Here is a 26,331-nt window from a genome sequence, read left to right on the forward strand (position 1 = left end):
GGGCTTGATCCCGGATCTCACCACCGCGGCGCCGCAACACAGATCCCGACTTTTGTCGGGATGGCGGACTGCCGCTGGCGGCTGACCGGCTCACACCTGCCGGTGCACCACCAGGGGAAGCACCATCGCCGCGCCCGCTTCGCGCAGCTTGGCCGCCGCCACCGTGACCGGCCACTGACTACGGGTGGCGTCCACCACCAGCAGCACCACCCGCCCCTCTAACTCGGTCGGTTCGGGCACGCTCAACGCCGCCCGCCAGTGCGCCGCTTCGCGATCGCTGGGCAGGTCGCGATCGGGCGCCGGGCCCGGCGCCACCTCGACCGAAGCCGACGCCAGCCGGCCCACCCTCGCCAGATGCCCTGCGACCTCAGCCGCCAGCCCCGGGTAGCCCCCGGTGTCGAGCGCCACCGCGACCTCAGGACGAGCCGGCCAGTCGGTGCGCCACCGGCTGAGCACCCCGACGCAGCCGTGCGCCAACTCGTGCACGGCCGCGGCCTCACCAGCGGCGGCACCGGCCAGCGTGTCTGCCCACTCGGGCGCGTCGGCATGCACCAGCACACGCCCCGCCTCGGCCATCAGGCCCTGCGGAATGCGGCCGCGGGCACCGAACTCGCCGCCGGGCCACATCTTGCGCGGGTCGAGCCGCTGGGCTGTGCCGCGCAGCCCGGTGGCGACGGTTCGGACGGTCTCGGTGCGCGGTTCGGGCTCCAGCGGCACGGGCAGCGTGTTGCGGCACACCGAGCACCGCCCGCACGGGGCGGCGGTCGGATCGTCCAGCGACTCTTGCAGCAGCTGCATCAGGCACCGCTCACCGCGGGTGTAGGCGCGCATGATCGCCGCCTCTCGCCGCCGCACCGCGAGCACGCCGTCGTAGTGCTCGGCGTCGAACACCCACGGCTGCCCGGTCGCCAGCCAGCCGTCGGCGACCCGCTCGGTGACGCCCGCCACGGCCAACTGCTTCAGGTACAGCTCGACCTTGGTGCGCCGCAGCCCCGTCTCGGCCTCGAGTTGTGGCACCGACGCGGGGCCGTCCGAGGCTTCGAGGGCGGCCAGCAGCCGCTGCACCTCGGCCTCGACCGGAATGGTGGCGGTGGCGAAGTACTCCCACACGCCCTCGTCGGCCGGCGAGGGCAGCAGCACCACCGAGGCGTGGTCGATGGCGCGGCCGGCGCGGCCGACCTGCTGGTAGTACGACACCGGCGAGGGCGGCGAGCCCACGTGCACCACGAACCCCAGATCGGGCTTGTCGTAGCCCATGCCCAGCGCCGACGTGGCGATCAGCGCCTTGACCCGGTTGGCCTGCAGGTCGTCTTCGAGCCGGTGCCGCACCTCGGCGTCGAGTTGGCCGGTGTAGGCCGCCACCGCCACAGCGTCGCCGTGCACCACCCGGACGGCCTGCGCCAGCCGTTCGGCGTCGGCGACGGTGAGCACGTAGACGATGCCCGACCCGGCCAGCCGGGGCAGGTGGTCGACCACCCACGCGTAGCGCTGAATCGGGCTGAGCCGGTCGACCACGGCCAGTTCAAGAGACGACCGGGCCAGCGGCCCGCGCAGCACCAGCGTGGCCTGCCCGAGCTGAGCGGCCACGTCGTCGGTGACCCGCTCATTGGCGGTGGCCGTGGTGGCCAGCACCGGAGTGTCGGGGTTGAGCTGCTGCAGGACGTCCGACACCCGCCGGTAGTCGGGACGAAAGTCGTGACCCCAGTCAGACACGGCGTGTGCCTCGTCGATCACCAGCAGGCCCAGTCGTCCGGCCAGGTGCTGCAGCACCCGGGCACCGAACCCCGGGTTGGCCAGCCGTTCGGGCGACACCAGCACCACGTCGAGCGCGTCGGCGGCGAGGTCGGCCTCGATCGCCGACCAGTCGCCCACGTTCGAGCTGTTGATGGTCGCGGCCCGCAGCCCGGCCTTCGCGGCGGCGGCCACCTGATCGCGCATCAGCGACAACAGCGGGCTGACCACCAGGGTGGGCCCGCGGCCGGCGGCCCGGTGCAGCGCCGTGGCGCACCAGTAGACCGCCGACTTGCCCCACCCGGTGGCCTGCACCACCAGCACCCGCGAACCCGGCTCGACCAGGGCGGCGACGGCCGTGCGCTGGTCGTCGCGCAGGCGTGCGCCGGGCCCGGCCAGGGCTTCGATCACCCGAGTGACGACGGCCTCGTGGGCAGCGGTGAGTGCGGTCATGGCCTCCAACCTAGGCCCGACCACCGACAGTCAGCCGGGCGAAGGAAGCCGCCGTACGAAATCTGTGGACAACTCCCTGCGGCGGGCGTGGCCTTGGAGATCCCGGCGTCGGCCGGGATGACGAAACAGGCGTCCTAGAAGTAATAGGGAAACTTCGACCAGTCGGGCGCCCGCTTCTGCAAGAACGAGTCCCGCCCCTCGACCGCCTCGTCGGTCATGTACGCCAGCCGGGTGGTCTCGCCCGCGAACACCTGCTGGCCGATCAGCCCGTCGTCGATCGCGTTAAACGCGAACTTGAGCATGCGCTGCGCCGTCGGCGACTTGCCGCAGACCAAGGCCGCCCACTCCAGCCCGACGTCCTCCAACTGCTCGTGCGGCACCACCTTGTTGATCGCACCCATCTCGTAGGCCCGCTGCGCGTCGTAGGTCTGGCCCAGGAAGAAGATCTCGCGGGCCACCTTCTGCCCCACCTGGCGGGCCAGGTAGGCCGAGCCGAACCCGGCGTCGAACGACCCCACGTCGGCGTCGGTCTGCTTGAACTTCGCGTGCTCGGCCGAGGCGACGGTCAGGTCGCACACCACGTGCAACGAATGCCCGCCGCCGGCCGCCCACCCGTTGACCAGGGCGATCACCACCTTGGGCATGAACCTGATCAGCCGCTGGACCTCCAGAATGTGCAGCCGGCCACCCTCGGCCCGCACCCGCCGGTCGTCCACGGTGTCGGCGGTCTCACCCTCGGCGTACTGGTAGCCCGAACGGCCCCTGATGCGCTGGTCGCCGCCCGAGCAGAACGCCCAGCCGCCATCCTTTTCGGACGGCCCGTTGCCGGTCAGCAGCACGCACCCCACGTCGGCCGATTGCCGGGCGTGGTCGAGCGCGGTGTACAGCTCGTCGACGGTCTGCGGCCGAAACGCGTTGCGCACCTCGGGCCGGTTGAACGCGATGCGCACCGCCGGCACGTCGTTGGCGTGGTGGTAGGTGATGTCGGTGAACCCGAACCCCGGCACTTCGTGCCACAACTCCGGACGCCACGGGCTGCTCATGGCCCCAACCGTAGCGGCCCGTGATGCTCGCTTGGGCAGGCCGTCATTGGGGGCTGACGAAGGAGTGTGCATGCTGGGCCGGCACCTCTCCCTGCGCCGAAACCTCGACCGCTGGGCCGTTGCCGTCGAGCGCAGCCCCAACCCCAGTGGCAGCGCGACGGTCGGGGAACCGCTGGTCAACGCGCGGGTCGTTGGCCGAGCGTGTCGAAACCCCTAGCCGCAACGGGTCCCAGCAAGCTCGACCAGCGAAAACCAGCGCTTCCTCAGCACCCAGGTGGCGCGAGAGGGGAACCGTCCCCAACTACCGCCACCCACGTCACCAGTTGGGGCCGGGCTTCATCACGTCGGTGAAGATGCCGTCGACCCCCAGCCGGGCGCATCGTTGCCGCTGAGCGGCCTTGTTCACCGTCCACACGCGCACGGCGAAGCCGGCTCGATGCGCCCGGGTGATGAACCCGGGCACCATCAGCACGTGCCGGGGCGGGTGGACGGCCTGCACGTCCAGTTCGCGAAAGTAGCGCCAGGGCTCGCGCAGCATGCCGTCGTGCACGGCCGCCAGTTCACCCGTCCAGCCCTTCTCACGCAGCCGTTGCAGCGAGTAGTGGTTGAACGACGACAGAACCACCCGGTCGGCGAGCCGCCGTTCGGCCACCATCGCCAGCACCTTCGACTCGAGCGTCTTGTACGCCTTGACGCTGTTCTTGAGCTCGATGTTGATGAGCTGGTCGCCGGCGGCCAGCAGGTCGAGCACCTCGGCCAGGGTGGGAATGCGGGTGGTCAGCGGGTCGGGTTTCTTCTTCAGCAGAGAGGGCAACTCCTGCAGTTGCGCGACGGTCTGGCCGGCCACCCAGCCGGTGCCTGCGTGGGTGCGGTCGACCTTCTCGTCGTGAATCACCACGGGCACGCCGTCAGAACTGAGCTGCACGTCGAACTCGACGCCGTCGACACCGGCGGCCATCGCCGCCGAGAACGCGGCGATGGTGTTCTCCGGCTGCCGGGAACTGGCTCCGCGGTGTGCCCAGATCTGCATGTCACGCCCTCTCGTCGGCTCGCTTTCACCCGGGGTTGGCCCGTCCAGCCTGTCACATCACCGCTCACGGGGCACGAGCCGCACGCCGTAGGCGAGTGTCGCAGCCCCGGAGTACGCTGCGGCAGATGAGCAACCGCACACCCAGCGACATCGACACCCTGGCCGACGACTACACCCGTTCGTTGGCCGATCTGTCCCCCGTGCTCGCCACCGAGATCGGCCTGTCGGGCTACGACCACCTGATGGGCGAAACCGGCCCCGAGGTGCACGACGCCATCGCCGACCTCAACCGCGACACCCTCACCAAACTGGCCACCCTCACCCCCCGCGACGAGGTCGACCGGGTCACCGTCGCCGCCATGAACGAGCGCCTCGGCCTCGACCTCGAACTGCACGTCGCCGGTGAGCAGTTTCGCGACCTCAACAACATCGCCTCACCGCTGCAGGGCTTTCGCGACATCTTCGACGTGATGCCCACCGACACCGAAGAGCACTGGTCGAACATCGCCTCACGGCTGGCCGGCGTGCCCCAGGCGGTCACCGGTTACCTGGCCTGTCTGCGCGAGGGCGTCCGGCGCGGCGAGCTGCCGCCGGCCCTGCAGGTGCGCGAAGGCATCGCGCAGGCCGCCGAACTCGCCGAGCCCGAAACGTCGTTCTTCACCACCTTTCACCGCGAGAGCGACCAGTCCGAGGCGCTGAGCGCAGACCTGACTCGCGCCGGCGAGGCGGCCGCCGAGTCGTACGGGCTGCTGGCTGAGTTTCTGCGCGAACTCGAGGCGGACGCTCCCGCCGACGACGCCGCCGGACGCGAGCGCTACCAGCTCTGGTCGCGCACCTTCTTGGGCGCCGCGGTCGATCTGGACGAAACCTACGAGTGGGGCCTCGACGAGCTGGCCCGGGTGAGCGCCGAACAAGACGCCGTGATCGAAGCCATCGCGGGCCCCGGCGCCGGCATTGACGACGCCGTGCGCGTGCTCGACGGCGACCCGGCGCGCAAGTTGCACGGCACGAAAGCCCTGCAAGAGTGGATGCAGCGCACCGCCGACGAGGCCATCGGCGAACTCAACGGGGTTCACTTCGACATTCCCGAACAGATGCGGCGCATCGAGTGCATGATCGCCCCCACCCAGAACGGCGGCATCTACTACACCGGGCCGTCCGACGACTTCAGCCGCCCCGGCCGCATGTGGTGGTCGGTGCCGCCGGGCGTGGAAGAGTTCAACACCTGGCGCGAGAAGACCACCGTGTACCACGAGGGCGTCCCGGGCCATCACCTGCAGATCGGCCAGGCCGTCTACAACCGCGACGAGCTGAACCTGTGGCGCCGGCTGGTCTGCTGGGTGTCGGGCCACGGCGAGGGCTGGGCGCTGTATTCCGAACGGCTGATGGAAGAGTTCGGCTACATGGACGACTTGGGCGACAAGTTGGGCCTGCTCGACGGTCAGCGCATGCGCGCCACCCGCGTGGTGCTCGACATCGGCGTACATCTGGGCAAGCGAGCCCCGCAGCAGTACGGCGGCGGCACGTGGAACGCCGACAAGGCGTGGGAGCTGCTCAAGGCCAACGTGAACATGGACGAGAAGTTCCTACGCTTCGAACTCAACCGCTACCTGGGCTGGCCGGGGCAGGCGCCGTCGTACAAGATCGGCCAGCGGCTGTGGGAACAGGTGCGTGCCGAGGCTGCCGAGCAGGCGGGCGACGACTTCTCGCTCAAGGCGTTTCACACCAAGGCGCTCAACCTCGGTTCGCTGCCGTTGAGCGTGTTGCGCGAGGCGGTACTGGCCGGCTGATCGGGCGGACGCCGCTGGTTGAGCGTGAAGAAACCCCTGATCAGAGGGGTCTCAACAGGCTCGGCCAACGGGTTGGCCGGCCGGTCTCATTACAAGACGAGGCACCATCGAATGCCGAACCACTGCTGTTGAGCTTGTCGAAACCCTCGTCACGGGTCTCGACAGGCTCGACCGCCCTCGTTCGCTAGAACGACACCCAGCGGTACCCGTCGTCGGCGTTCAGCAACACCCCAGCGTCGTTGGCGTACAGAATCGACGGCAGCACCTTGTTCTTGACCAGCACCTTGCCGGTGCGGGCGCTCAGCACGTCACCGCGGGTGCCCTTGCGCCACACATACGCCCAGTCGAGCAGGCTGACCACCGCAACGCCCTTGCGGGCGCGATGCCACAGCCGCTTGCCGGTGGCCAGGTCACGGCCGCTCAAGCCGGCTGTGGTGAGGTAGACCACGGTGTTGCGCGTGGCCGCGTAGGTCGGCTCGTCGGTGGAGAGCTTGCCGGTCAGGGCCAGCCGGCGGCCGGTGGTGGCTGACAACCACACCGCCTTCGTGCCCTGCTTGACGACCACGACGTTGCCGCGCCGGGCGACCAGCGGCCCGAGCGAGCTGGACGCCTTCCACTGCACGGTGCCCTTCGCACGGTCACGCCCACCGCTGCGGGTGATCACCATCGTGGACGTGGCCCCGACCGCCTGGTCGTTGGCCACCCAGGCCAGCACGCCGTCGCTGGTGCGCACCACCGCGGTCTGCCGGCCCGACTCGGGGTTGTCGGCCAGCACGATGGTGGTGGCGTCGGTCGCCACCACTCGGGGCGGCAGGTCGACACGCAACTTGCCCGCCGCGTCCGCAACCACGTGCTCGGCCTGCACCGCACCCGTGGCGGCGTCGATCAGCAGCAGGTCGAGCCGGCCGACGCCGTCTACGTCGACGGTGCGCACGGCCACCACGGTGCGTCCGTCGGCGCTGAGCCCGACCGTCGGCTGGGCGTCCCAAGGCGTGCCCTTGGTGAACTGGGCCTGCCACGCGGTGAGCCCGGTGCCGAGGTCGAGGGCGGTGACCGTGCCGTCAGGGTCGGCCACGAAGGCGCGTGCGCCCAGAATCGCGTAGTGCCCGGCCGGGCCGAGTTGCACCGGCGTGCCGCCGGCAAGGTCGGCCGCCAGCGGCGGCTTGGTCGGCTTCGCGGGCGTCGCACCGGGTGTGGACGACGCAGTGGCCGCGGGGGCCGGGCCGGCTACTTCGGGCGAGGTTGCCACCGGCCCTGCACACGCCGTCAGCGTGATCGCCAACATGACGATTGCCGCGCGACACGGCCCCGATGCCCGCATACATCCATCGTCTCTCGCTGCGACGCTTGGGGCAAGGGCTTGCGCAGCCGCCGTCAAAGAAGAGCTGAAAACCCTAGCCAGAGAAGGTCTCGACGGGCTCGACCAACGACACGCTCGACCACCGAGAAGCTGGATCAACGACCGGCTTCGACCGACGACCTCAGCTGTTCAGCCAGGCCTCGAACGCTTCGGTGTTGTACGGCCGGCCGAGAAGGCTCTCGACCAGGTCGGCGGCGTCCCGGCTGCCACCCGGCCTCAGCACTTGGTCGCGGTAACGCGTCGCCACCTCGGCGTCGAACAGGTCGTCACGATCGAAGGCGCTGAACAGGTCTTTGGCGATGACCAGGCTCCACATGTAGGTGTAATAGCCCGACGTGTACCCCTCGAGATGGCCGAACCCGGCGTAGAAGTGGGTGTCGGGCAGGGGGTCGATCAGGCTGTAGGCCGCCGCCAGTTCGAGCATGCGCGCCGTCGGATCCGCCGGACGCTCGACGTGCAGCCGGTAGGCCAGCGCGGCGTAGAACATCTGCGTGCGGGCCAAGAAACCCTTGCCGAACTCGTCCGCCGCCTTCATGGCCGTCACCAACTCGACCGGAATGGGCACCCCTTCGGAGTCGGTGGCGAACGTGCGCAGCACGGAGGCGTCCCACGCCCACTCCTCCAGCAGCTGGCTGGGGGCCTCGACGAAGTCCCACTCGGTCGCTACGCCCGAGAAGCGCACCCACCGCTGCTGGCCGCCGACGATGTTGTGAATCAGGTGGCCGAACTCGTGAAACAGGGTCACCACGTCGCGGTGATCCATGAGGCCACGGGGAAAGTTGCACACCAGCACGCTCTCGGGCAACTGCGCGTCGAGCACGCCGGGCACCATGTCGAAGTTGGCCGCGTGGTTGTACTTGCGCTCGCGCGGGTGCAGGTCGAGGTGAATCCGGCCCAACGGGGTGCCGTGATCGGCGGCGCTGACGTCGTAGGTGGTCACGTCGGGGTGCCACGCGTGGGCGTCGGACGGCGCAACCGGCGTGAACCGCAGCCCGAACAGCCGCGCGGTCACCTCGAGCAGCCCGTCGTGCACCTTGGTGAAGTCGAAGTAGCGTCGCACCTGCGTGGCGTCCACCCCGTAGCGCTCGCGTTTGATCAGTTCGGTGTAGTACCGCCAGTTCGACACGTCGATGACGCGCTCGCCGTCTTGGACGGCCCGCTCGCGCAGCACGGCGATCTCACGTTCGCCGGCCGGCAGCGCGGCGGCGCTGACGGTGTCGATGAACTCTGCGATCGCCGCCCCACTGCCGATCATCTTGACTTCGGCGTCGTAGTCGGGCCAGTCGGCATAGCCCAGCAGGCTCGCCAATTCGTGCCGAAGGCTCAGCAACTCGGCCAGCACCGGGTCGTTGACCGGCCAGGCCAGGTTGAAGAACGTGTGTGCCACCGACCGGCGGGCCGCGGCGTCGGTGGCGAAGGTGAGAAAAGGGTGCACGTCGGGGTACTCGGTCGAGATGCTCACCATGCCGTCGTCGTGGGCCGGGTGCGCCGCCACGTAGTCGGCGGGCAGCCCGGCCAGGGCGCTGGACGGCACCCGCGTGATCGCCCGGCCGTCACGAATGTTGCGCGAGAACGTCTGGCCCAGTTCGGTGAGCCGCGCCTCGAGCTCACGCACCCGGCCGCGCACCTGCTCGTCGCGATCGACGCCCGAGCGGCGAAACGACTGCAGCACCTTGGTCAGCAGGCGGGCGGCTCCGTCGTCCAGTTCGCCGGGCTGCACCGACGCCAGGGCGGCATACACATCCGGGTCGAGGTACAGGTCGGTCTCGTAGCTACGCACCTCCACTTCGAGCGCCTCGGCCCGTTCGATCACCGCCTCGTCGGGGTGCACCGAGGCCAGCAGGTTGGCCAACGCGCCGGCGTTGCGCAGCGCCGTGGTGGCGTCGTTCCACAAGGGCAGCATGCCCGCGTCGCCGCGCGGCAGTGCCAACAACTCGGTCACGCTCTGCCGGGCCGCGGAGAGTTCGCCCTCGCCGTGCTCGTGCAGCCAGCCCAACCAGTCGGACGCGGGCAGTGCCAATGTCGCTAGCATGACCAGCACCCTAAGCGGCGACGCCCGTAGCCACCAAGACCACAATGGGGGTACCCGTACCGAGGAGTGTCATGCCCGAGTACCTGATCTACTTCAACCAGTCATGGGTCGGCGACCACACGCAGGAGTGGTTCCGCTCACGGGTCGCGCCCTCGACGGCGGTGGTCGAAGAGATGAAACAAGCCGGCGTCTACGTGTTCGCCGCCGGTGTAGAAGAGAACGGGCCGATCTATACCGCCGACCCCACCCAGGGTGAGGAGGTGGCGGTCACCGACGGCGCCTACGTCGACCAACCCGACCATCTGGGCGGGTTCGCCATCGTGCGGGTCGACGACGACGAGGCGGCCAAGTACTGGGCGGCGAAAGTCGCCGAGGGGTGCGGCTGGCCACAAGAGGTGCGACGAGTCTGGTGACCCGCCGGTCAGTTCGCCGGCAGATGTGTACGGGGCGCCATGCGCGGCCCGTGCCGTTCGCGCCAGCGTCGCATGCCCAGCAGCGCCTGCACGCGGTGTCGGTGCGGCCGGTAAGGCTCGAGCAACTCGGCCAGTTCGGCGTCGTCCATGTCGCGGCCCAGAAGCGCGTGCCCAATCTCTTTGGCGATGTGGTAGTCGCCGAAGCTGACTGCGTCGGCGTCGCCGTGCGCCCGGAAGCGCACCTCGGCCGAGGTCCACACCCCGACGCCGGCGATCGAGCGCAGTCGGGTGTCGGCCTCATCGAGGGGCACCTGCAGGGTGCGTTCGAGCGCGTCGGCCACCTGCGCGCAGCGCACCAGCGTGCGTGACCGGGCCGGGTCGATGTGCAGCTTCAGCCACTGCCACGAGGGAATCATGCGGACGATCTCGGGCCCGGGCGGCACCCACAGGTGCAGGGTCTGCCCCGGCCCGGGTGCCCGTTCGCCGTGAAAGTGCACCAGCCGACGAAACCCGCCGAACGCCTCTTGCCCGGTGACCTTCTGTTCGATCACCGCCGGCAACAGCGCTTGCCACACCAGGTTGCCGCGGCCCAAGCGCCAGTGCGGGTGCTCACGCAGCGCCTGGCTCAGCTGCGGGTGCCGGGGCACGAAACCCGACGGGTCGTCGTCGGCGCCGAGCATGGTCGGTAGCTGGTCGAGCACCCACTCGGCACCCTCGCCCCAGGCCTCGGCGACGATCACGCCCTCGATGTTGAGCGGCTGCACGGCCAGTGTGGCGGGGCCGAGCGGAGTGCGAATGCCGCGCCAGTGCCGTCCACGATCGACGCGGTAGGTCGGGTCGCCCGCCCCCTTGCGCCAGGTCGCCCAGATCTGGCCGACCGGGCACGGCCAGTCGGGTCGCCACTCACGCACGATGGGCTGCACCCGGTCAACCTACCCGCGGCTGCGGACACTTCACGCAGCACCACGTAGCTGCCTGTGTGACACGAAGCTGCCTGCAGGCGGGCAGCGAAGTGTCACAAAGGCAGCTACGTCGATCTGTCGGTGCCGGTCGGCAGAATGGACGCCATGCTGCTCGCCGAGCTCGTCGTCACCTCACACAGGGTGGCCGCCACCCGTTCACGGCTGGCCAAGGTGGCCGCGCTCGCCGATGCGCTGGCTGCGGCAGCACCTGACGAGATCGAGATCGTCACCTCGTACCTGTCGGGCTCGTTGCGGCAGCGACGCACCGGCGTCGGCTGGCGGTCAGCCCGGGCGACGGTTCCGCCGGCGTCCGAACCGAGCCTCACGGTCACCGAGGTCGACGCCGTCTTCGAGGCTCTGGCCGGCCTGTCGGGCAGCGGTTCACAACTCGCCCGCAAGGCCCAACTCGACGACCTGATGGCCCAAGCGACGGCCGACGAACAGCAGTGGCTGGCCGGCCTGATCACCGGCGAAACCCGGCAGGGCGCCTTGGACGGGCTGATGATCGACGCCGTCGCCAAGGCCTCGGGTATGCCTCCCGCCGACATCCGTCGCGCCGTGATGCTGGCCGGCGCCACCCCTCCCGTGGCCCACGCCGCACTCACCCAGGGCGCGGACGCCATCGCGGGCATCGGTCTGGTGGTGGGCCGTCCGGTGCGGCCCATGCTGGCCGCCAGCGCCAAGACGGTCGCCGAGGCGATGGCCGCGCTGCCCGGCGAGGTGGCGGTCGAGGCCAAGCTCGACGGCATTCGCATTCAGGCCCACCGCGACGGCGAGGTGGTGCGGCTGTTCACCCGCAGCCTCGACGACATCACCGACCGGCTGCCCGAGGTGGTCGCCGCGGTCGCTGCGCTACCGGTGCGGCGGGCGATTCTCGACGGTGAGGCGCTGTCGCTGGGTGCCGACGGCCGTCCGATGATGTTTCAAGACACCGCGTCCGCCGACACCTCGCTCACCCCCTTCTTCTTCGACCTGTTGGCCCTCGACGACGACGAACTGCTCGACCTGCCGGCCCGTGAACGCAGCAGTCGGCTCGCCCAGCTCGTTCCCCAGGCCTCAAGGGTCGCCCGGTTGGTCACCGCCGATGTCGACGAGGCCCAGGCATTCGCCGAGCGAACCCTGGCGGCCGGTCACGAGGGCGTGGTCATCAAGGCGCTCGACGCCCCCTACGAGGCCGGCCGGCGCGGTTCGTCGTGGGTGAAGGTGAAGCCTGTACACACCCTCGACCTGGTGGTGCTGGCCGTCGAGTGGGGTTCTGGACGGCGCCGCGGCACGCTGTCGAACATTCACCTGGGCGCCCGTGACCCTGCCACTGGCGGGTTCGTGATGCTCGGCAAGACGTTCAAGGGCATGACCGACCAGATGCTGGCCTGGCAAACAGAGCGGTTCACAGAACTGCAGACCCACCACGACGACTGGACGGTCTACGTGCGCCCCGAGCAGGTGGTCGAGATCGCGTTCGACTCGCTGCAACGCTCCAGCCGCTACCCCGGCGGCCTGGCGCTGCGGTTCGCCCGGGTGTTGCGCTACCGCGACGACAAGAGCGCCGACCAGGCCGACACCATCGACGACGTGCGGCGTTTGGCCTAGCCAGTGCCTTGCCAGAGGTGGCGGGCCGAAGGTCCCCGAGTGCACAGTCCGGCCCGCCGGCGCCAAATGCAGTACGGCTAACATTCGTCTGACCACCCCCGATGGCGCATTCATCACACACTCGGCAGCGTCGAGCCAGCCGGCACCTCGGCGGCGTCACAGCCTGCCCAGCAGGCGCTCACGGCCGGCCCGGTGGCGGTGCCGGCTGACGAGCGGCACGTCAACTGCCGTAGCGCACCGGGGTGCTGGCGAAGCCCGGGGTGTCGTCCTCAACCTCATCGGGCTCGTCGGGCAGAAACTCGATTGCTCCGGTCGCGGGGTCGAGCACGCCACCGGCGATCTTCACCTGGCCCGAGCGGGTGAGGGTGAGCAGCGAGTCGGCATTACGCAGGGCGGCCCGCAGCGCTCGCACGTGGCCGCTGGCCGGTTTGCCCAGCCGGGTGCCGGCCGCGGCCAGGGGCACCCAGGCGGCCAGGTCGCCCGGCAGGGGTACTGGGCCCGCAGCCCGGGCGTCGGCCGCGGCCGTCAGCACGCCGCACCCGCTGTGGCCCAACACCAGCACCACGCCGACGTTCTGCACCAGCACGGCGTACTCGATCGCCGCCATCGTGTCGGCACCCAGGCTGGGGCCGGCGGTGCGCACGCATTGGACGGCGCCCGGCTTCTCGGCGAACAGGTGCTCGCCGGCGGCGTCCGGCTCGAAGCAGCCGACCACCAACGCGAACGGAAAGGCAGCCCTGGTCGGATCCCCGGGCGCTTGCGCGTCTCCGCTCAACCGTTTGACGTGGCGCTCGTTGCCGGCGTGAAGCCGCTGCAGGGCCTGCCCTGACGGCATGCGGTGCTCTGGAAGTCCAACGGGCCGCATCCACTCGGGAACCTGAACGGGAGCAGCCACGTCAACCGACCCTAGTGAGCGGGCATTTAGTTGTCGAGACGGCGGTGGTTTCGTTCGACAAAAGGGCCGACCAGCGGCTCGGACGGCGTTCGCTCTGATCAAACCAAGACAGCCGAGTTTCAACGAACTGCCTGGCTAGTTGGATTGCCGCTCCAGCCTGTTCTTGTGTCACTGCCATGCCTGCGGGGCGTCGTGCGGAAGCACCATCATGGGATGCCCGGTGTAACAAACGTTCGGATTTCGATTGTGCGGGCCGTACGCACTGAAACTGTGCCGCACGACGAGGTAGCAGCCCGTCCCGAACCAGGCTCCCTCAACCCAAGCGTCCTGCCGAGCCCCGTTCGGCCATTCCAGTACGGCCTTGGTTCCGCGCCGGGCACGCTGGTAGCTGTTGACCACGTGGGCGATCCGAACGTCCGCCCTCGTCTGGGCTTCAAGGGCCCAGCCCCAAGACTCGAACAGTCGGGCATCCCGTCGCCTAAGAGCGTTCACTCTGATGACGACAAAGAGGACTACGACCGTGGCGATCAGGCAGACGGCCAGCAGGGCGGGGGCGACCCTTGGCATAGCCATGTGTACCACGGGCCGGGGGTATGGACAGAGAGAGCTTGTTCAGTCAGGATCTCATGGTGCGTTGATCGCGACACTGAGCGATCATCTGTGGCGCGCCCGGAGGGATTCGAACCCCCAACCTTCTGATCCGTAGTCAGATGCTCTATCCGTTAAGCTACGGGCGCTCGGGACGGGCTTCACGTGAGCGAAGCACCGGCGTCTGACTGTAGTTCATCGAGCGCGCGGCGTCCAAACTCGCTTTGCCACCAGGGGCCCTGCGGGTGAGGCAGGATGGAACCAGCACAGCGCACGACCCTGCACCGACGCGGGTCGAAAAGGAGTATCCGCCATGCCGATTCAGGCCGCAGACATCGTCGCCGCCGCCCCCACCGATACCACCAAGGCCCTGGTCGACTGGGTGGTCGGAGTCGCCGAACTGACTCAGCCCGACTCCGTGTATTGGTGCGACGGCTCCGAGGCTGAGCGTGACCGGCTGTGCGCCGAGATGATCGAGTCGGGCACGTTCATCGCGCTCAACCCCGAGAAGCGTCCCAACAGCTTTCTGGCCCGCTCGGCGCCCTCGGACGTCGCCCGCGTCGAGTCACGCACGTTCATCTGCTCCGAGCGCGAAGAAGACGCCGGGCCGACCAACAACTGGGCCGATCCGGCACAAATGAAGCAGACCCTGGCCGGGGTGTTCGACGGCAGCATGCGCGGCCGCACCATGTATGTGATTCCGTTTTCGATGGGCCCGCTCGGCGGCAACATCTCGAAGCTGGGTATCGAGATCACCGACTCGCCGTACGTTGTGGTGAACATGCGCATCATGACCCGCATGGGGGCCGAGCCGCTGGCCCGCATCGGTGCCGGCGAGTACTGGGTGCCCGCGGTGCATTCGGTGGGCTACCCGCTGGTCGACGCCGACGGCAACACCCGCGACGACGTGCCCTGGCCGTGCAGCGACGACAAGTACATCACCCACTTTCCCGAAACCCGCGAGATCTGGAGCTACGGCTCGGGCTACGGCGGCAACGCGCTGCTGGGCAAGAAGTGTTACGCACTGCGCATCGCGTCGGTGCTGGCCCACGACGAGGGCTGGCTGGCCGAGCACATGCTGATTCTGAAGATCACCGGCCCCGACGGCCGGGTTTATCACCTGACCGCCGCGTTCCCATCGGCCTGCGGCAAAACGAACCTGGCCATGCTGCGGCCGACCATTCCCGGGTGGAAGGTCGAAACCATCGGCGACGACATCGCCTGGATGCGTCCCGGCCCCGACGGACGGCTGTACGCCATCAACCCCGAGGCGGGGTTCTTCGGCGTCGCCCCGTTCACCTCGGAGAAGACCAACCCGACGGCGCTGCACTCGCTGGCGCACGACACGATCTTCACCAACGTGGCGCTCACCGACGACGGCGACATCTGGTGGGAGGGCATGACCGATGAGAAGCCCGCGCATCTGATCGACTGGCAGGGCAACGACTGGACGCCCGAGGCGACCACACCCGCCGCGCACCCCAACAGCCGGTTCACGGTGCACGCCTCGCACGCCGAATCGATCGCCGACGAGTGGCAAGATCCGGCCGGTGTGCCGATCGACGTGATTCTGTTCGGCGGTCGGCGCGCCACCAACGTGCCGCTGATCACCGAAACCTACGACTGGCCACAGGGCGTCTTCGTGGGCGCCACGGTCAGTAGTGAGCAGACCGCGGCCGCCGAAGGAGCGGTCGGTGCCCTGCGGCGCGACCCGTTCGCGATGCTGCCGTTCTGCGGCTACAACATGGCCGACTACTGGGCACACTGGCTTCGTGTCGGCGAAACCCTCGGCGACAAGGCGCCTCGCGTGTTTCAGGTGAACTGGTTCCGCAAGGACGATGAGGGCAAGTTCCTGTGGCCCGGCTTCGGTGACAACAGCCGCGCCATCGAGTGGGCGCTGCGCCGCGTCAACGGCGAGGTCGACGCCGTCGACGTGATCAACGGACGCCAACCCAAGCGCGAAGACCTGAACCTCGACGGCCTCACCATCACCGACGAGCAACTGGACGAGCTGTTCGCGCTCGACCCCGCCGCCTGGGCCGCCGAGGCCGACCTCACCGAGCAGTACTTCGCCCAGTTCGGCGATGCCCTGCCGGCCGAGCTGACCGCACAACTGACCGCGCTGCGCGAGAGGATCGCCGCGGCGTCCTGAAACTCCGGCGGTCGGTCGCGATTTGGAAGCGGACGTTGGTTGAGCTTGTCGAAGCCCTCTACCGTCGAGCCTGCCGATACCCGGTGAGGAGGGTGATTTCGTCATCCCGGCGAACGCCGGGATCTCAGGGACTGACGATCCTTTCCTCAGCCCGGCGAATACTGGGTCTGCGGCTGGCGACCCTTCCGTCAGCGCGGCGAATACTGGGTCTGCGGCTGGGGACCCTTGCGTCATCTCGGCGGATGTCGGGATGTCTGCGGCTGGGGAGGCTTGCGTCATCCCGGCGAATACTGGGATCTCCGAACTAGCAGGCCGGGTTATCCACAGTATAAAGAGCACCAAATCAGCTTGTGGATAACTGTACACGTGTTCGAAACTGTCAGCAGGTCTGCGTAGGGTTGCGTCTATGGAGTTGACCTTCGAGCAGCTGGACGATGCGGCCCTGGTGGCTGTGATCGATGCTGCCGTGTCGGCTCTGACCGATGACCGGGTCCGGCTCCAGAACGGTCAGCAGCGGCTGCAACTGTTGGTTGATGCGGTGCGGTTGGATGCGCGGTTGTCGGCGTGGCGGTCGGCGTTGGCGGCCGAGGTGGAACAGTCCGGGGTGGCGGTGGCCGAGCATGGCACCTCCACCGTCACCTGGCTGGCCGACGCTACCTGCATGACGCGTCGTGCGGCGGGCCGGTTGGTGATCGAGGGGCAACGACTGACCCGGTTCCCGACCGTCGCAGCCGCCGCAGCCGAAGGGTGCGTGCTGCCCGAACAGGCCCAGGCGATCACGCAGGTGCTGGACGGGCTGCCCACCGATTTCGACACCGGCCAGTTGCGGCAGGCCGAAGAGCTGATGGTGGGGTTCGCCGACACCCACAACGCCCACGACCTGCGCAGCCTGTCGCGCTACCTGGTGGAGGTGCTCGACCCCGACACGGTCCAGGCGCGGGAAGCGGCCCGGTTGGAACGCGACCTGCGCGCCGCGAAGCACAACCGGCACTTGAGTTTCGACAGTGACGGTCACGGATCGGTCCGCATCAGAGGCAGCCTGCCGGTGGTTGATGCGGAACCGTTCATTCGGCTGATCGACAGCTACACCGCCCACGCCGCGCGTGGCATCGACCGGCTCGACCCCCTGGCCGAAACCACCACACCGGCACAACGCCGGGCCGACGCACTCACCGCCATGATCGACCGGCACCTGGCCCAGTCGTTGGCGCCCAGTCACGGTGGCGACCGGCCACGCGTCGTGGTCGCTATGTCGTATGACGTGCTGGTGAAAACCGCCACCGACGCCGGCCTGCTGCACGGTCACCTGCTCGGCACGGCCGAGCCGATCGCCGCCTCGACGCTTCGGCAGTTGCTGTGCGACGCCGACATCATGCCCACCGTGCTCGGGTCACGCTCTGCGGTGCTGGATGTGGGCCGTGCGCAACGGCTCGTCACCCCCGCCATCCGCGCAGCCCTCGAAATCCGAGACGGCGGGTGCGTGTTCCCCGGCTGCGACACGGCACCGAACGCCTGCCACGCCCACCACATCATGCCCTGGTGGGCCGGCGGCGTGACCGCCCTGCACAACCTCGTCCTGGTCTGCCCCCACCACCACGGCATCATCGAACCCAGCCACAACCCCACAGCAGACCGCTGGCAAGTACGACTACCAGCGAACGGCCCGGCCCACGTCATCCCACCCCGACACGTCGACCCCAAACAAACACCACGAATCCACAACCGCTTCACCGCACCCATGCGCACCTGATCGACTTCGGAGCGCGAGCAGTGGATCGCAGGGGCGATGAGATGCCGGCTTTGCCCGCGCATCGAGCGACTCTATGGGTCGAAAGAATGGCGCCGCCCAGGCCGACGTCGTCCGCATGAGATGGCTGACTAGGCTACCCGTATGCCCATTACCCAGCGCGCCGTTCTGCTAGCGGCCGGACTATCGCTGCTCGCCGCCTGCACCGCGACGCCGTCCGCCACTGCACCGGCGACGAGCGCCGGCCCGGCGATCACGGCCCCCGCCGCGCCGTCGTCGGCCTCCCCCACGGCAACGACCACGACCGAAGCGGCCGCGGCCTGCCCGTCGGGCGAATACACGATGACCTCGTTCGCAGCGACCGGCACCAACGGCGCGCTCGGTAAGGGCAAGGGCGGCGACGTGTCGGCCGAGTTCGAGAACGGTCGCTACGATATCGACTTCGACGACGACGAGCCGATCGCGCTCACGCTCGATGACGACACGTGCGAGTTGTTGGTCGACGGCAGCATCGAGGGCACCTACACCGGCACCGGCGAGAACCTCACGTTCACCCGGGGCAGGGTCGAGGGCACGGCGAAGCTGAGGCACCAGGGCGAATCGCGAAGTCTGTTGATCGAGCAGATAGCGAAGGTGCTCGGCCTGAGCGGCAAGGGTTCGGCCACCTGCGCAGGCGACAACCTCACGCTCACCGTGGGCAAGACCACCGTCGAACTGGTGCGTGACCGCTGAGAAAGCGCTGACTTGGCTGGTCGAGCTTGTCGAGACCCTTCGCGGCCAAGGGCTTCCAACAACCTCAACCAACGACCCGCGCTGATCCCGGCGTTGTCAGGTTTGCTCAACGGCGGACGGCTCCGGGTACAGCCGTAGCGCCACCAGCCGGGCCGCGCAGGCCTGCCGCACGTCGTCTTCGGCTTTGTCGCGCAAACCTTCGCGCAGTGTGGGGTCGGTCGCCGAAACCACGGCGAAGTAGAAGCCCGAGAACACGGCGAGAAAACCCGACACTCGCAGATGCTGCAGGGTCAGGGCGTAGGCGTACCGCTCGGTGCCCCACTGCAGCAGAACGTGTGGCTGCGCCTGCGTCCAGGCCTGCACCACCTGCGCGTTCACCGTAAACACCCCGAACACCACGAAGAACACGAACACCGCCAGCCCCACCACGGTGGCGATGGTCAGCTTGCTGATCACCATGACCAAACGCAGGTTGCGCTCCTGATCACGCGTCAACGGGCACACCGCCGGCAAGTCGACGGCGCCGCCCTGCAGCGGCGTGCCCTGCACCAGCCGACTCAACTCGGCGTCGTCGTCGAACCGGGCCAGCGCATCGAGGTCGAGCCCACGAGTGTGCAGAAACAACCAGCCCATAAAGATGAACAAGCCGATCGCCAACAGGTACGCCCACGGCGACAGGCCACCGAACGCCTGCCAGAGTTCGCCGGTGAAGAACAAGAACCCCACCACGCCCAGCAGCAGTGGCAAGGTGCGGCCCAGGGCCGCACCACCGGCCATGAACGACGACACCATGCGACGCCACAGCCACGGCACGAGCGCCATCACGCCGCTGTAGGCGAGCAGGTTCACCACCGCGAACAAGATCAGTTGCCCGGCGAACATCACGATGGCCGCGGCCAGTGCCACCCACGGGCCCGGAATCTCTTCCCCGTCGAGGATCAGCGGGTCGTGCGCGACCAGCAGCACCGCCAGGCTGGGCACCGCCAAGAAGGCGGTGGTCTCGACCCAGGTGATGCGCTCCGGCGGTGTCAGCGGACGGCGGTGGCGCACCAGGTTGCCCAGCACCCAGGTGACGAGCACCACGCCCACCGAGATGGCGACCGTCACCCACACGTTGGCCGCCAGGCTCGGCACCTCGAAGAGCATCACCAGCAGAAAGGCGACCGTCATCCAGCGGGCCAGCCGGGCGGCCCGTCGGCGGCGCATCGAGGTGCCTTCGAGCAGCGCCGACAGGCCACGCCGTGAGAACCAGCGCTCGACGTCGTGAGTCGGTGACCGGGCCACCCTCACGCCCCCACGTAGGCCGCCAGGTGCTGCCCGGTGAGCGTCGCGGCGTCTGCCACCAGCTCGGCCGGCGTGCCCTCGAACACCACTCGTCCGCCGTCGTGACCCGCGCCGGGGCCCAGATCGACGATCCAGTCGGCGTGCGCCATGACGGCCAGATTGTGTTCGACCACGATCACCGACTTACCGGCCTCGACCAGCCGATCGAGCAGGCCAAGCAGGTTCTCGACGTCGGCCAGGTGCAACCCGGTGGTGGGCTCGTCCAACACGTAGGTGCCGCCCTTGTTCGACATGTGCGTGGCCAGCTTGAGTCGCTGCCGCTCGCCGCCCGACAACGTGGTGAGCGGCTGGCCCAGGCTGAGGTAACCCAACCCGACGTCGCTCAACCGTTGCAGAATCGCATGCGCCGCGGGCAACTTCGCCTCACCCTCGGCGAAGAACCGCTCCGCCTCGCTGACCGGGAGGTCGAGCACGTCGGCGATGCTGAGCCCGGCCAGGGTGTACTCGAGCACGGCCGGCTGAAACCTTCGGCCCTCGCACGCCTCGCACACCGTTGACACCGTGGCCAGCACCGACAGGTCGGTGTAGATCACGCCCGCACCGTTGCACGCCGGGCAGGCCCCCTCGGAGTTCGCACTGAACAGGGCCGGCTTCACCCCGTTGGCCTTGGCGAACGCCTTGCGAATCGGTTCGAGCAGGCCGGTGTAGGTGGCCGGGTTGCTGCGCCGCGACCCCTTGATCGGGCTCTGGTCGATCGAGACCACACCCGCGCCCAGCGGAATCGAGCCGTGCACGAGCGAACTCTTGCCCGACCCGGCAACCCCGGTGACCACCACCAGCACTCCGAGCGGCAGGTCGACGTCGACGTCACGCAGGTTGTTGGTGCTGGCGCCGCGAATCTCGAGCACCCCTGAGGCCCGACGCACCGACTGCTTGACGCTCACCTTGTCGTCCAGGTGGCGCCCGGTGACGGTATCGCTGGCGCGCAGCCCGTCCGTGGTGCCCTCGAAGCACACCCGGCCGCCCTGCGAACCGGCACCCGGCCCCAGGTCGACCACATGGTCGGCGATGGCGATGGTCTCGGGTTCGTGCTCGACCACCAGCACCGTGTTGCCCTTGTCGCGCAGCCGCAGCAGCAGGTCGTTCATGCGCTGCACGTCGTGCGGGTGCAGGCCGGCGGTGGGTTCGTCGAACACATACGTGACGTCGGTGAGTGACGAGCCGAGGTGCCTGATCATCTTGGTGCGCTGCGCCTCGCCCCCCGACAGGCTGCCCGAGGGCCGCGCCAGCGAGAGGTAACCCAGGCCGATCTCGACGAACGCCTGCAGCAGGTCGGCCAGTGCGCCCACCAGCGGGGCGACGGACGGCTCGTCGAGGCTCGTGACCCACTCGGCCAGGTCGGTGATCTGCATGGCGCACGCGTCGGCAATGTTGATCCCTTTGACCTTGGACGAGCGCGCCTCGGGCGCCAGCCGGGTGCCCGCACAGTCGGGGCAGTCGGTGAAGGTGACCGCCCGCTCGACGAACGCCCTGATGTGCGGCTGCATCGACTCGACATCTTTGGCCAGCATCGACTTCTGGATCTTCGGGATCAGACCCTCGAAGGTGACGTTGATGCCCTCGACCTTGATGCGGGTCGGCTCTTTGTACAGCAGGTCGTGCAACTGCCGCTTGGTGAAGTTCTTGATCGGCTGGTCCGGGTCGAAGAAGCCGCTGGCACGGTAGATGCGGCCGTACCACCCCTCCATCGAGTACCCGGGTATCAGCAGCGCGCCCTCGTTGAGTGACAGATTCTCGTCGTACAGGGCGGTGCGGTCGAAGTCGGTGACGCTGCCCCGCCCTTCGCACCGCGGGCACATGCCACCCAGTTGGCTGAAGGTGGCCTTCTGGGCCATGGTCTTGTCGCCCCGCTGCACCGTGACCGCACCGCTGGCGGTGACGGACGGCACGTTGAACGAGTAGGCGGTCGGGGGGCCGATCTGCGGGTCGCCCAGTCGGCTGAACAGAATGCGCAGCAAGGCGTTGGCGTCGGTGACCGTGCCCACCGTCGAGCGCGGATTGGCGCCGATGCGTTCCTGGTCGACGATGATCGCTGTGGTCAGCCCGTCCAGCAGGTCGACGTCGGGGCGGGCCAGGCTGGGCATGAAGCCCTGCAGAAACGCCGAGTACGTTTCGTTGATCAGCCGCTGGCTCTCGGCGGCCACCGTGCCGAACACCAGCGAGCTCTTGCCCGAACCCGACACCCCGGTGAACACAGTGAGGCGGCGTTTGGGCAGCTCGACGTCGATGTTCTGCAGGTTGTTCTCGCGGGCACCCTGCACCCTGATCATGTCGTGGCTGTCGGCCGGCTGCTGTGGCATTGCCCTACCTTGTCGTACCGGTGGTGGTCGAGACCAGCACGAGGGGTCAGGCTGCGGGCGCCACGGCGGCGAGGGCGTCCACCACCTCGTCGCGACGCGCGGCCCCCACGATGCGGTGCCGCACCGCTCCCCCGGCGTCCAGCACCAGCACGGTGGGCGTACGGGTGATGCCGAAACGCTCCACCAGGTCGAGGCGGTGCTCGGCGTCGATGTCGACGTGCCCCACGGACGGCTGCTCACCGGTCACCTCGGCGAGCAGCTTGTGGGTGGCGCGGCAGGGCGCGCAGACGGTCGCCGAGAACTGCACGAACGTGGCGGCACGGCCAAGCGGCTCGCCGAGTTGATCGGCGTCCAAGCGGGGCGAACCGTCGTCGACTCGGACGGCCCGAGCACGTCCGTCGGTCAGCGCCCGATACCCGCCGAAGGAGAGCGCCACCGCCACAGCCGCGAGCACAATCCAGAGGCCGGTCATCGGGCGAGCACCCGCTTGCCGAGCAGGTACAGCTCGCAACCGAGGCAGAAGTTGAAGAGTGCGTTGAGCAGGGCGGCCACCAGGGCGAGCCCGATCGCCGCGTAGAACAGCGTCGTCCAGCCCGCGAGCGCACCGATCACGCCGACCACGGCGAACGCCAGGCCGACCGCCTGCGCGAACCGGGGCGGGCCGGCGGGCTCGAGCTCGGCCGGGGCGCCCAAGCGTGGGCGGACGGCGGTGCGGAACAGCCACGACCACGGCTGGTAACTCAGGCCCGCCAGTGCGCCGGCCCCGAAGGCCAGGGCCTGCACGATCAGCACCGGCAGGCCGGCGACCGGCCCGAGCAGCAGCGCGGCGATCAACAGGGCGGCGGTGACTGAGGCCACGAAACGCAGGCCGCGCGGGTCGACGAGCCGTACAGCAACGGTGGCGGTGTGTGACATCGGCGAAGACCCTTCGAAGCGTTTTCCCAATGGTATCATCATTGACTTGGGGGCTTCGCCGCGCTGGGGTCAGCGCAACACCCGGGCCAGAAACTCCCTGGTGGCGGGCTGCTGGGGGTCGTCCAGCACCTGGCCGGGCGGGCCCTGCTCGACCACCACCCCGTCGGCCAGAAACACCACCCGGTCGGCCACCCGTCGGGCGAACCCGATTTCGTGGGTGGCCATCACGATCGTCGACCCCGCGGCCTTGAGTTCGCCCACCAGGTCGAGCACCTCGCCGACCAGTTGCGGGTCGAGCGCGCTGGTGATCTCGTCGAGCAGCAGCAACTCGGGGTCGGTGGCGATCGCCCGGGCGATCGCCACCCGCTGCTGCTGGCCGCCCGACAGCCGGTCGGGGTAGTCGCGTGCCCGATCGGCCAGCCCGATGCGTGCGAGCAGGTCGAGCCCTCGCTGGTCGGCCTGCGCTTTGGGCACGTTATGCACCTGCCGCAGCGCCAGCGCCACGTTGTTCAGCACCGACAGGTGCGGGAACAGGTTGTAGTGCTGAAACACCACGCCGATGCGCGCCCGCACCCGATCGACGTCGACGCGCGGGTCGCTGATGTCGGTGCCGCTGAGCAGAATCTGGCCGTCGTCGATCCGCTCCAGCAGGTTGACGGTCTTGAGCAGCGTCGACTTGCCCGAGCCGGACGCCCCGATCAGCACCACCACCTCGTGCTGCGCCACGCTGAGATCGACCCCGCGCAGCACCGCGTCCTTGCCGTAGACCTTCACGATGCCGCGCAGGTCGAGCACGGGGGCGGTCACACCAGCCCGCCGATCTGCTCGCGCGCCTGCTGCCGGGCGGTGAGGTAGTCGGTGAGCCTGATGAAGGGCCAACTGAACACCACGAACAGCAGCCCGGCCACCACATAAGCGGTGTAGTTGTAGGTCTGCGCCACCTGAATCTGGGCGGCGCGCACGGCGTCCACGGCACCGAGCACCGAGATCAGCCCCACGTCTTTCTGCATCGACACGAAGTCGTTCATCAGCGCCGGCGTCACCTTGCGCACGGCCTGCGGCAGCACCACCAGCCGCAGGCTGCCGTAGTGACTGAGCCCCAGTGACCTGGCCGCCAGCCGCTGCGACGGGTGCACGGCCTCGATACCCGCCCGCAACACCTCGGCCACGTAGCTCGAATACGTCAGCACCAGCGCCACGGTGCCCAGCAGTTCGATCGGAATGACGCCCTCGGTGAGCCCTAGCGCAGGCACGCCGAACCCGATCAGGTACAGCACGATCAGAAACGGCGTGCCGCGAAAGATGTCGGTGTAGGCGGCGGCCACGAACCGCAGCGGAAAGAACACCGGACCACGAAGGCTGCGCAGGGCCGCCAGCAGCACCGCCACCAGTGCGACCCCCACCACGGCCACCGCCAGCACCTTGATGTTGGTCAACAAACCCCACGCCACCAGCGGCAGCGCCTGGGCGAAATAGCCGGGGTCGAAGAACGTGTCCCTGGTGACCTGCCACCCTGGTGAGCGCACCAGCACCCACCACATCACCGCGGCGAACACCACGGTGCTGGCCAGGCTGATGCCGATGGAACGCTGCGCGAGCCCACGCCGATACCGGCGGCGTGCGAGCTCGCGCTCGCTCGTCGGCGGAATGGACTGCATCGTGGTCACGGCCGCAGTACGGCTACTGCAGCACCGGCACGTCGATCGACTCAGACAGCCACTTCTTCTCCAGCGCGGCCAGTGTGCCGTCGGTGCGCAGGGCGTCCACGGCGGCCGACACCGGTGCGGTCAGCTTCGAGCCCCTCTGCAGCACCAGCCCGAACTCGTCGCCGCCGGAGTTGTCGGCCAACTGGCCGATGATCACGCCGTCGTCGAGCTGGGCCGCCGCCATGTAGAGCGCGGTGGGCAGGTCGACCACCAGGCCGTCCACCTGCTTGTTCTTCAGCGCCTGCACGGCGTCTTCGTTGGTGTTGAACACCTTGGGTTGCGTGGTCGGGGCGATCAGGTTGGTGACGTCGGCCTGGCTGGTGGTGCCGATCTGCACGCCGAGCAGGGCGTCCTTCAACCCGGCGACGCTGTTCACAGCGGCGATCTTCGAGCCCTTGTAGGTGACCACGGTCTGGGTGGTGGTGTAGTACGGCGTCGAGAAGTCGACCGCCTTCTTGCGCTCGTCGGTGATCGAGAACTGCTGCAGGTTGAAGTCCCAGTCTTTGGCGCCGGGCGCGATGGCCTGGTCGAACGTGGTGCGCTTCCACACCACGTCGGCGTTGGTGAAGCCGAGCTTGCCCGCCACCGCATAGGCGACGGCGGCCTCGAACCCCTCGCCGCTCTCGGGCTTGTCGTTCTCGACCCACGGCGAGTAGGCGGGCTGGCCGGTGGCGATGGTCAGCTTGCCCGGCGTCACGGTCAGCGTCTTGACGTCGACGGACGCGCTCGCCGAGGGCGTGCCCGCCGACGGTGACGCGCTCGTGGTCGAGGTCGGTGACGAGCAGGCCGCGAGCGCCAACGTGAGGGCCGCGAGCGCGGCGGTGGCGGCGCGGGTGAACAACCGGGTCATGGTCGTGGGTCCTTTCAGCTCGATGCTGGTTAGCGTAGGACGCCTACAGTCGGCGGGTTCGTCGGCCCACCGGTTGACCGCGCAGGTACGGCAGACTGTCGCGATGAGCGATTCGGACCGCAGGCGCCTGATCGTGTGCAACTTCGTCACGGTCGACGGCAGGTACGCAGACGACGACCACGACATCGCCTCGTTGTTCGAGTTTCAACATCCCGATTACCAGGGCGCCGACACCGTCGACCACTACACCACCGGGCTGCTGCGCAACGCGGACGTACTGCTGCTGTCGGGCCGCCGATCGGCCCTGGGCAACCTGAGCTACTGGTGCCCACCAACGTGGCCGGCAGCCGCTCGCCGCTGTTCATCAGCACCTCGATGCTGCCCCCGGCGACGGCGACGTGAACGACGTGGTCGTTGGTGACGATCACCCCGTCGGCGGTGGTGATCGCACCGCTGCCGGTGCCGCCCTGGCCGTTCGCGGCGGTGGCGAACACCGTGACCACCGCGGGCAACACTGTCTCGGCCACCCGCACCGCGTCGCACGACCCGACGGTGCTCGGCGCGAAACGAAGGGCGGTGAACGCTCCGGCCGCGCCACCCAGTAGGGCAACCGCGACGCCCGCGGCGGTCAGCACCTTCCAGTCGGTGCGCGGTCGCGTCCGGTCAGCCTCGGCTTTGGATTCGGTGCTCATCGGCGC

Annotated in this window: 21 protein-coding genes and 1 tRNA gene; 6 read left to right on the forward strand and 16 right to left on the reverse strand. The window is 68.9% G+C overall.

Features of this window, described 5'->3' with window-relative positions; translation table 11 throughout:
* Window positions 1–90: 90 nt before the first annotated feature.
* From MPLG2_RS13075 to MPLG2_RS13085, 3 genes are all read right to left on the reverse strand, one after another.
* Window positions 91–2,184: a RecQ family ATP-dependent DNA helicase gene (locus MPLG2_RS13075; RefSeq protein WP_105186510.1), complete on the reverse strand. Its 2,094-nt coding sequence runs from the start codon at window positions 2,182–2,184 to the stop codon at window positions 91–93.
* Window positions 2,185–2,318: 134 nt separating this feature from the next.
* Window positions 2,319–3,227, reverse strand: a complete 909-nt coding sequence (locus MPLG2_RS13080; protein ID WP_105186511.1) for a 1,4-dihydroxy-2-naphthoyl-CoA synthase — start codon at window positions 3,225–3,227, stop codon at window positions 2,319–2,321.
* A gap of 316 nt (window positions 3,228–3,543) precedes the next feature.
* Window positions 3,544–4,257 (reverse strand): glycerophosphodiester phosphodiesterase family protein, encoded by a 714-nt coding sequence (locus MPLG2_RS13085; protein ID WP_105186512.1) that lies wholly within the window; start codon window positions 4,255–4,257, stop codon window positions 3,544–3,546.
* A 125-nt stretch (window positions 4,258–4,382) separates the two neighbouring features.
* Here MPLG2_RS13085 and MPLG2_RS13090 point away from each other — a divergent pair, with 125 nt between their 5' ends.
* A complete protein-coding gene (locus MPLG2_RS13090; protein ID WP_105186513.1) occupies window positions 4,383–6,047 on the forward strand; it encodes a DUF885 domain-containing protein in 1,665 nt (554 codons plus the stop codon).
* 184 nt (window positions 6,048–6,231) lie between these two features.
* Here the strand turns inward: MPLG2_RS13090 and MPLG2_RS13095 are convergent, their stop codons facing one another.
* Both MPLG2_RS13095 and MPLG2_RS13100 read right to left on the reverse strand, forming a co-directional pair.
* Window positions 6,232–7,296, reverse strand: coding sequence for a PQQ-binding-like beta-propeller repeat protein (locus tag MPLG2_RS13095; RefSeq protein ID WP_158681192.1), 1,065 nt, complete (start codon window positions 7,294–7,296; stop codon window positions 6,232–6,234).
* Window positions 7,297–7,528: 232 nt separating this feature from the next.
* The gene (locus MPLG2_RS13100; protein WP_105187667.1) at window positions 7,529–9,439 is read right to left on the reverse strand and encodes a M3 family metallopeptidase; all 1,911 of its coding nucleotides are present in this window, start codon (window positions 9,437–9,439) and stop codon (window positions 7,529–7,531) included.
* 71 nt (window positions 9,440–9,510) lie between these two features.
* On the opposite strand from MPLG2_RS13100, the gene MPLG2_RS13105 reads away from it, so the two are divergent.
* Window positions 9,511–9,852 carry a YciI family protein gene (locus tag MPLG2_RS13105; protein ID WP_105186515.1) on the forward strand — a complete coding sequence of 114 codons (342 nt, stop codon included), beginning with the start codon at window positions 9,511–9,513 and terminating at the stop codon, window positions 9,850–9,852.
* Window positions 9,853–9,860: 8 nt separating this feature from the next.
* On the opposite strand, the gene MPLG2_RS13110 is transcribed toward MPLG2_RS13105, so the two are convergent.
* On the reverse strand, window positions 9,861–10,775 hold the full coding sequence (locus MPLG2_RS13110) for a DNA-3-methyladenine glycosylase family protein (RefSeq protein WP_105186516.1): 915 nt from the start codon (window positions 10,773–10,775) through the stop codon (window positions 9,861–9,863).
* 144 nt (window positions 10,776–10,919) lie between these two features.
* Between MPLG2_RS13110 and MPLG2_RS13115 the strand changes: the two genes are divergently transcribed.
* Complete coding sequence (locus tag MPLG2_RS13115; protein WP_105187668.1) at window positions 10,920–12,404, forward strand: ATP-dependent DNA ligase; 1,485 nt, start codon at window positions 10,920–10,922, stop codon at window positions 12,402–12,404.
* A gap of 220 nt (window positions 12,405–12,624) precedes the next feature.
* On the opposite strand, the gene MPLG2_RS13120 is transcribed toward MPLG2_RS13115, so the two are convergent.
* Together MPLG2_RS13120 and MPLG2_RS13130 are read right to left on the reverse strand one after the other, a co-directional pair.
* Window positions 12,625–13,239, reverse strand: coding sequence for a carbonic anhydrase (locus tag MPLG2_RS13120; protein ID WP_158681194.1), 615 nt, complete (start codon window positions 13,237–13,239; stop codon window positions 12,625–12,627).
* A 721-nt stretch (window positions 13,240–13,960) separates the two neighbouring features.
* A tRNA-Arg gene (locus MPLG2_RS13130) sits at window positions 13,961–14,036 on the reverse strand.
* A 164-nt stretch (window positions 14,037–14,200) separates the two neighbouring features.
* Here MPLG2_RS13130 and MPLG2_RS13135 point away from each other — a divergent pair.
* The 3 genes from MPLG2_RS13135 (at window position 14,201) to MPLG2_RS18550 (ending at window position 18,518) form a co-directional block, all read left to right on the forward strand.
* The gene (locus MPLG2_RS13135) at window positions 14,201–16,039 is read left to right on the forward strand and encodes a phosphoenolpyruvate carboxykinase (GTP) (protein WP_105186519.1); all 1,839 of its coding nucleotides are present in this window, start codon (window positions 14,201–14,203) and stop codon (window positions 16,037–16,039) included.
* Window positions 16,040–16,445: 406 nt separating this feature from the next.
* Entirely contained in the window at window positions 16,446–17,789 is a 1,344-nt protein-coding gene (locus MPLG2_RS13140; protein WP_197709942.1) for an HNH endonuclease signature motif containing protein, read from the forward strand.
* 141 nt (window positions 17,790–17,930) lie between these two features.
* On the forward strand, window positions 17,931–18,518 hold the full coding sequence (locus tag MPLG2_RS18550; protein ID WP_158681196.1) for a hypothetical protein: 588 nt from the start codon (window positions 17,931–17,933) through the stop codon (window positions 18,516–18,518).
* 96 nt (window positions 18,519–18,614) lie between these two features.
* Here the strand turns inward: MPLG2_RS18550 and MPLG2_RS13150 are convergent, their stop codons facing one another.
* From MPLG2_RS13150 to MPLG2_RS18555, 8 genes are all read right to left on the reverse strand, one after another.
* Window positions 18,615–19,808, reverse strand: coding sequence for a hypothetical protein (locus tag MPLG2_RS13150; RefSeq protein WP_158681198.1), 1,194 nt, complete (start codon window positions 19,806–19,808; stop codon window positions 18,615–18,617).
* Window positions 19,805–22,162 (reverse strand): ATP-binding cassette domain-containing protein, encoded by a 2,358-nt coding sequence (locus MPLG2_RS13155; RefSeq protein ID WP_105186521.1) that lies wholly within the window; start codon window positions 22,160–22,162, stop codon window positions 19,805–19,807. Before MPLG2_RS13155 ends, MPLG2_RS13150 begins: the two co-directional genes overlap by 4 nt.
* A gap of 46 nt (window positions 22,163–22,208) precedes the next feature.
* Window positions 22,209–22,634: a thioredoxin family protein gene (locus MPLG2_RS13160; protein ID WP_105186522.1), complete on the reverse strand. Its 426-nt coding sequence runs from the start codon at window positions 22,632–22,634 to the stop codon at window positions 22,209–22,211.
* On the reverse strand, window positions 22,631–23,077 hold the full coding sequence (locus MPLG2_RS13165) for a DUF4395 domain-containing protein (RefSeq protein ID WP_105186523.1): 447 nt from the start codon (window positions 23,075–23,077) through the stop codon (window positions 22,631–22,633). Before MPLG2_RS13165 ends, MPLG2_RS13160 begins: the two co-directional genes overlap by 4 nt.
* 69 nt (window positions 23,078–23,146) lie before the next feature.
* Window positions 23,147–23,884 (reverse strand): amino acid ABC transporter ATP-binding protein, encoded by a 738-nt coding sequence (locus MPLG2_RS13170; protein WP_105186524.1) that lies wholly within the window; start codon window positions 23,882–23,884, stop codon window positions 23,147–23,149.
* Window positions 23,881–24,735, reverse strand: a complete 855-nt coding sequence (locus MPLG2_RS13175; RefSeq protein ID WP_105187670.1) for an amino acid ABC transporter permease — start codon at window positions 24,733–24,735, stop codon at window positions 23,881–23,883. Before MPLG2_RS13175 ends, MPLG2_RS13170 begins: the two co-directional genes overlap by 4 nt.
* Window positions 24,736–24,757: 22 nt before the next feature.
* Window positions 24,758–25,633: an ABC transporter substrate-binding protein gene (locus MPLG2_RS13180; protein ID WP_105186525.1), complete on the reverse strand. Its 876-nt coding sequence runs from the start codon at window positions 25,631–25,633 to the stop codon at window positions 24,758–24,760.
* Between the two features lie 146 nt (window positions 25,634–25,779).
* On the reverse strand, window positions 25,780–26,325 hold the full coding sequence (locus tag MPLG2_RS18555) for a S1C family serine protease (RefSeq protein WP_158681200.1): 546 nt from the start codon (window positions 26,323–26,325) through the stop codon (window positions 25,780–25,782).
* Window positions 26,326–26,331 lie beyond the last annotated feature (6 nt).

Source organism: Micropruina glycogenica (assembly GCF_900289045.1).
GTDB lineage: Bacteria > Actinomycetota > Actinomycetes > Propionibacteriales > Propionibacteriaceae > Micropruina > Micropruina glycogenica.